Origin of the sequence: Oceanobacillus massiliensis str. N'diop (genome assembly GCF_000285495.1) — a bacterium.
Lineage (GTDB): Bacteria > Bacillota > Bacilli > Bacillales > Amphibacillaceae > Oceanobacillus > Oceanobacillus massiliensis.
Window position 1 is genome coordinate 575,506 of record NZ_HE610976.1, and the last position, 7,221, is coordinate 582,726.

Consider the following 7,221-nt stretch of genomic DNA (forward strand, 5'->3'; position numbering starts at 1 on the left):
AGCCATCTCTAAATTAAGGATTAATTAAGAGATTTTTAATGTATCCAATATAACCAATTATTACAACCTCACTCAATAACTATATTACTCAATAACTATATTACTCTATTACTCTATTACTTAGACTCCATATTTATTTAAATTAAAATTTTTTCCCAAAAAACATTAAACATTTCTAAACTACTACCGATATAATTAATAGATCATCAAGGAGGATGAGAGCCATGGCCCTAACGTTAGGAAGAAAGCCCGGTGAAAAGGTCTATTTAATAGACGAGCAGGGACGAAAGATTGAAATTGAAGTAGTAAAAAGGGAAGAAAAGCTAAGTAACTATACACAGTTACGTATTAGCGCTCCACGAGAATTTCAAATTGTACGTGGAGAGATTTATAACGGTAGTGATTCCAATTAAATGGAATTATTATAAATCAGCAAGCCAAATGGACGTGACTTGCTAGAAAACATAACACGGAGGTAATAAATTATGATTATCAATCACAACATTTCTGCTCTTAACGCACATCGCCAATTAGGAGCAAACCAAGGTGCTACACAAAATTCATTGGAGAAACTATCTTCAGGACTTCAGATCAACAAAGCTGGAGATGATGCTGCTGGTCTTGCAATCTCTGAGAAAATGCGTGGTCAAATTCGCGGATTAGAAATGGCTTCTAAGAACGCTCAAGACGGTATTTCATTAATTCAAACTGCTGAGGGAGCCTTGAATGAAACTCATTCAATTCTTCAACGTATGCGTGAATTGGCTGTTCAAAGTTCGAATGATACGAACACTACTTCTGACCGCGAACAATTACAAGCAGAAGTGAATCAACTAGCAGGTGCATTGAATGATATCTCTAGTGATACAGAATTTAACACAAAAAAATTATTAGATGGTTCTTTAAGTGGTTCTGGTTCTGCCTTAACTTTCCACGTTGGTGCTAATAAAGATCAGAATATTACTATAGAAATTTCTGCAATGGATGCAGAAGCTTTATCGGTATCTGGTACATCAGGTGGAATTAATATCTCTACACAAACTGCTGCTAATACTGCGATTTCAGGTATCCAGACAGCGATTGACAAAGTTTCTGAAGAACGTTCTAAACTTGGTGCTGTTCAAAACCGCTTAGATCACACAATTAATAATTTAGGAACTTCGGCAGAAAATATTACTGCTGCAGAATCACGTATCCGTGATGTTGATATGGCAAAAGAAATGATGGAATTCACTAAGAATAATATCCTTTCTCAAGCAGCTCAATCTATGTTGGCTCAAGCTAACCAACAGCCGCAAGGTGTTCTACAATTACTTCAATAATTAAAATAGAAAACGCGTTCCGAATAATTCTCGGAGCGCGTTTTCTTAATAGTTAATTTTTCTCATCATTGTATTACCTTTTTATAAAACTGATCCAATTTAACATGTTTCCAATTATTGATATAAGCACCACCTTCTGTACAGTTATAAAGCTCTAAATTTGTATGAACTAAAGCATAGTATTCAAACCATTTTCGATAAATTGTTAAATTCTTTGCAGTTGTTACGTAACCGTTACGGTGATAATTTATTGTTTTGTAACCAAAATTTACTTCTCCGATATTTCTTTGAGCATGTGTATGCTGTGCGTGACTTAAATTATCAGTAAACGCTAAATCTTGCCCAACTAATGCTAATTTTCCTGCCCCTAAATAAACCATAAGATCCAGTAATGCAGTCGCAACCGACCCACCTGTTTGAATGATCGGATCACTCATTTTTACCGCTAATTTTTCAGCACCTTCAAACCCTTTCTGCCAAATGATTTTTCTTGGCCCTTTGTGAAGCATTATTGTTTCATGATAAGCTGTACTCAAATAAAATAATATTGTTTCTGGCAAATATGTATCTTTAAGCTGATTTAATGTTTCAGGATTGGGATCGATGATGGAAAAGAAGTCAGGAATAATGTTATTTTTTATTAGAGGCTTAATTGCTGTTCCGACTGCGCCTAATATTATTTTGTTTTCATAATGTATCTTTTTTAAAAGGTCTAGTTGTTTATCTAGTGAAGGACCAGCAGAAATAAGTATCATAGGCTTTCCAAGATATTTATTCTTAAGATTTCCAATTCCTTTATCATTTAAAGCTACATTTTTAAAGAAGTTCGATTTCATATTTTCAATTTGATTATTAATGGATTTTTTTTGGAACTGTATATCTTCTAAAATTTCCTTAACTTGCATATACTCAGTCGGCATAATATCCAATCCGTTCTTATGGATTAATAAATTAGTAGATGGAATGGTAGAGAAGATATTTAGCCTTTGCTCTTTTGAAATATTACCAAAATGTTTCACCGTGACGTTGTTCATTTCTTTGATTTTTACTGAGAAAGGGCTCTTTTTGAACCATTTATAAAAAATTTCATTAAACTCAATTACAGTTATATTTTTGCCAGGTAGTGCCTCTGCAAGCTGTATAATGTGATATCCAGCAGCTAGCCCGATAATAACTATTTCCTCTAGTGGTTTTATTTCTTCTAGAGCATTTTTACACCATGCATTCACTTCACGCATCGGGTCATATTTGCTGTGGAAGATTAGATTATTCTGATGATTTTCTATCTTTATGGTAGGTACAGTTCGTGTTTCAAAAATTGAAATTTTCATGTTCTCCTCCTTATCGCTAGAATGAAATCTATATCAAATGATAACATAATTATAGCAATCTTCCCTTGAAAATTGCTTTCTTTAAACCGATAATAAAAGTGACGTTCAGCTAAAAATTCAAAGATTTATGGAGGAAAAAATGCAAATAATATATGATAACGATCAATTGAATATAGATAATAATATTGGAGTAATAAATGAAATCTTTAATAAAGTTAATATGGCCATAGAAAATAAAAATATTGTCTTCAGCCACTTGGTCATAGATGGTGTGGATGTTTATGAAAATCATGTAGCTTATATTGAAGAGCGTATGGACTCCATTACAAAAATTGAGATAATAACCCGGAATATGAAAGAAATGATTTGGGAAACAATGGATTCTATTCATGTTTATTTGAAACGTGCAATTCCAGCTTTGAATGAGCTAGTCGATGAAAGCTATGAGAATTTCTCAAGAAATTCTTGGGATGGAATCGATCAATTAGCAGAGGGTATGCAGTGGATTTTGCAGTTTATGACTTTTACAAAAACCGCTCACCAGCAACCACCTAACTGGCAAGAAATTAAAAAGAGTCTGCTACAGTGTGAGACTAGCTTTGCGCAATTACTTGAAGCTGTAGAAGCGAAAGATACGATATTAATTACTGATATTCTATCGTATGAAGTAACTCCTGCATATGAATCTTTAGCAAACCACTTAGCGATTGCCTTAGATGATAAGGAGTTTTTGAAAAATGTTAATTGATAATACGTTATTCTTAAGAGAGAGATTTCCAAAGGTTCGCCAATATTTTCAGGAATATGAAAATGAAATCAACAGAGATAAAGTAACTATGCTAAATTCGAAAACTAAGGTAGAAACAATTCGTATCGATACTGAGGATAATCAGCAATTAATGGTCCATAGTAAATATGATCCATTGCGCGAAGCAGAGCGGATAGTATCTTCCCATAAGGAAGAGATAGATGGTGACACACATGTCTTTTTTTATGGAGTAGGAATGGGTTACCATATAGAGAAATTTAAGGAAATGTTTCCGAATAATAGTTATTCTATTTATGAGCCAATTCCTGAGGTATTTCTATCGATGGCAGAAGTTAGAACTTTAGATTGTTTCATTTCAAACAACACAAAAAATATTTTCATAGATAAACATGACACTGAATCGATAACATATTTACAAGAGTTTAATTCAAGTAACAAAAATATTCATATCATTGTTTTACCAAGCTATGAAAATATTATAAGAGATAAATTTATTCATTTTCAAGAAAACGTAAAGAAAATAATTCGTAGTCGCCGTAACAGCTTATATACTAATTATAACTTTCAAAAGCATTGGGTGAACAACAGTCTAATAAATTTCAATAAGGTACTAGATACTCCGAATATATTAAAGGATATCGAGCATAAACACTTTAGGGGGAAACCAGCAATAATTGTGTCTGCTGGTCCGTCTCTATCGGATGATATGGAGAACATTAGGTATATTAAAGATAACAAACTGGCATATATCTTTTCAGTAGGGTCAGCAATTAATAGTTTAATTGAATATGGCATATTACCAGATGCTGTATGTACATATGATCCGGGTGAAAAAAACCAAATGGTATTTAAAAAGATGATTGACTCGAATATTGACTCTGTTCCAATGGTATTTGGTTCAAGTGTGGGATACGAGACATTAACAAAATATAATGGACCGAAAACCCATTTTATAACTACGCAAGATAGAACATCTTTATATTTCTTAAATGACCAATTAAATCTTGAAGAGGATTTAATTATTGATTCACCATCTATTGCAGTAATGACATTCCAGTTATTAAATAAATTAGGAGCTAATCCAATCATTTTTGCTGGCCAAAACTTAGGGTATCTATATGAACGAAGATACTCTGAAGGAATAGAGTATGAATTTATTCAATCTACAGTTGCTGAAGATGAGTTAAAAAATGCGATTACTACTAAAGATGTATATGGAAATGAAATTAAAACAAATACCGGATTAAATAGTATGCGGGAGAGTCTAGAGCTCTTTGCCAGCAAATTCACCGATAGAGATTTTATTAATACCACAAAAGGTGGGGCATTGATAAAAGGTATTCCTTTTCAGCCAATTGAAGAGGTAATTGAAGAGAAACTTTTCAAGCCAATAGAAAAAGTTAACTGGTGGGAAACCAGTAGTAATTATGAAAAAAGTTTAATTGGGAAGAGAGTCAAGTATTTAGAGTCAAGTAAGAGAGAATATCAGGGACTCTTAGAACTCTTCGAAAAATTAATGGATACTATTAGAAGTAATACTAAATTAAGACATAAAACTGGACTTGAACACTCATTGACTCAGTTTGACACTTTATATAATAAATTACAGGAAAACGCATATTATAAAAATTTTCTATCATTCTATATTCGTATACATGTTAATTATTTTGGGAATGAGATAAAGCGATTGAATCAAGAAAGGGATCCATTTATTAAAGGTGAAGAGATTGTACAAAGTTTCTCTAAATTGTTGAAGCAATGTAAACGTGGCGATACCGAATTAAATAGCAATATTAACGAAAGTTTAGCAAGGTTATCGGTGAATTAGTGTACAAGAGTTCAGGACCCATAGATAATAGAACTGTCCTAGTAACAGTTTTTGAACACTAATCTAATATTGACAGTATAGCCTGTTAGTAAAGTTAGATTTTTTCCAATCCAGCTGCATCTACTCTTCTGGATCTGTGTTATACCGTGGGGAATGACTTTCTATAGAGAACTTTCAATAGGACGGATTAATTCTTTGAGAATAGTTTTATCCCCGGTGTACTCCTAAATCAAGAACCTTTGATGCTTCATGAAGGCGCTTTGCATTCATCTCAACTAGAACGGTAGAATGATTATACACATATTTTTATGGAAGAACACGACATTCAAACCAATGATGTCGTTTTTGTTATGTTCACTTCCGGTTTAAAGTACCTTCTACTCCAACTTCAATCGTTATTGGATATAAAAAGTAGCTTAGTGACTAAGCGCAAATGTGAATATCTCACTCATATTCAATAGAATTATCTTCCAGGCTAGACATTTCTCTCTAATCTCTTTAGCATATTATCATTCTTGATAAGTTTTAAGAATGATTTATAAATTCTATATTGACAAACAACACCCCTCCATTTACAATCAAAATGTAATCGATTACATTTGTGAACTTAAATCGAAAGTAGGAAGCACGATGGCAAATATTCAGCAGATTGCTTGATTACAGTCACTGAAATGTACCAACTCTGCCATATTATTTACCACCAAATGCCATCAATTTTACCACAGAGTGCCAGACTGTTTACCACATCAAACCTCCTATATAATTAGTGAGCACACTTATTGTGTGACACTTTTTGTATAGGAGGTTTTTTGTTTGATTCATTATCGGAAGATTTTGGAGTTAGACCATGAGAAGATCAGTCGAAGAGGTATTTCCTCAATTACGGGAAATTCTCGACAAAAGGTTTCTGAAATTATTGAGTTGGCTGAAAAGAAAGGATTAAGATGCCCCTTGGAGGAGGAGATGACAGATCAATGGATTGAGGAATTTCTCTTCCCTGAAAAGTCTATGGAGGGGTCTGGAAGACAACCTTTGAACTTTGTTTATATTCACGAAGAGTTAGCGAAGCCCAATGTAACACTTTCGCTCCTTCACCATGAATATGAGGCTGAATGTCGTACGAACAAACGGATCCCGTATTCCTATCGTAGTTTTGCGCGGCACTACAGTAAGTATGCTGATAAATATAAAGCTACCTTACGTATTCGAAGAAAGCCAGGTGAAATTATGGAAGTAGATTGGGCTGGTTCCACAGCTTTCATCATTGATAGAGATACTGGAGAAAAAATCAAAGCTTATGTTTTCGTAGCGACATTGCCATGTAGCCAATTATCCTATGCGGAAGCCACCTTATCAATGGATTTACACTCATGGATTACTGCCCATAATCATGCATACACGTATATTGGCGGTGCAACACAAATTATTGTGCCAGACAATCTTAAAACGAGTGTAACAAAACATACTGCACGAGAATTGGTTCTCAATCCTACTTATAGAGAAATGGCAGATTACTATAACACCGTCGTAATGCCTGCACGAGTCCGTGCACCAAAAGATAAACCAAGTGTTGAAGGGTCAGTGGGGATTATTTCTACATGGATTATCGCAGCGTTAAGAAATAAGCAATGCTTCAGTATTGAAGAATTAAATAAAGAAGTTGAGATGAAATTAGAAGAATTTAACCAACGACCATTTACCCGCAAAAAAGGATGTCGTTTATCGGCCTTTGAAGAAGAGGAGAAATTTGCCCTTTCCCCTCTTCCAATTATACCTTACAAAATGTCTGAGTGGAGAACGCTGAAAGTACGCCCAGATTATCATGTATCTGTAGAAAGTATGTTTTACTCGGTCCCATACGAATACATCAATCGACAAGTTGAAGTAAGGCTTTCAGATGACCTAGTTGAGGTCTATTTTAATCATATGCGAATAACTTCTCACAAACGATTATATGGGAAGTATGGTCAA

6 protein-coding genes are annotated in these 7,221 nt (G+C 34.0%); 5 read left to right on the plus strand and 1 reads right to left on the minus strand.

Features of this window, described 5'->3' with window-relative positions; all coding sequences use genetic code 11:
- Window positions 1-224: 224 nt before the first annotated feature.
- Window positions 225-413 carry a carbon storage regulator gene (locus OMHG_RS02865; RefSeq protein ID WP_010648149.1) on the plus strand — a complete coding sequence of 63 codons (189 nt, stop codon included), beginning with the start codon at window positions 225-227 and terminating at the stop codon, window positions 411-413.
- 72 nt (window positions 414-485) lie between these two features.
- Window positions 486-1,322, plus strand: a complete 837-nt coding sequence (gene hag, locus OMHG_RS02870) for a flagellin Hag (RefSeq protein ID WP_010648152.1) — start codon at window positions 486-488, stop codon at window positions 1,320-1,322.
- 65 nt (window positions 1,323-1,387) lie between these two features.
- Here the strand turns inward: hag and OMHG_RS02875 are convergent, their stop codons facing one another.
- Window positions 1,388-2,653: a motility associated factor glycosyltransferase family protein gene (locus OMHG_RS02875; protein ID WP_010648154.1), complete on the minus strand. Its 1,266-nt coding sequence runs from the start codon at window positions 2,651-2,653 to the stop codon at window positions 1,388-1,390.
- A 127-nt stretch (window positions 2,654-2,780) separates the two neighbouring features.
- Here OMHG_RS02875 and OMHG_RS02880 point away from each other — a divergent pair, with 127 nt between their 5' ends.
- From OMHG_RS02880 to istA, 3 genes are all read left to right on the plus strand, one after another.
- Window positions 2,781-3,401 (plus strand): hypothetical protein, encoded by a 621-nt coding sequence (locus tag OMHG_RS02880; RefSeq protein ID WP_147628998.1) that lies wholly within the window; start codon window positions 2,781-2,783, stop codon window positions 3,399-3,401.
- Window positions 3,391-5,250 carry a motility associated factor glycosyltransferase family protein gene (locus OMHG_RS02885; protein ID WP_010648158.1) on the plus strand — a complete coding sequence of 620 codons (1,860 nt, stop codon included), beginning with the start codon at window positions 3,391-3,393 and terminating at the stop codon, window positions 5,248-5,250. Before OMHG_RS02880 ends, OMHG_RS02885 begins: the two co-directional genes overlap by 11 nt.
- 813 nt (window positions 5,251-6,063) lie before the next feature.
- The coding region (gene istA, locus OMHG_RS02890) for an IS21 family transposase (RefSeq protein WP_010648160.1) at window positions 6,064-7,221 on the plus strand (1,158 nt) is incomplete at its 3' end.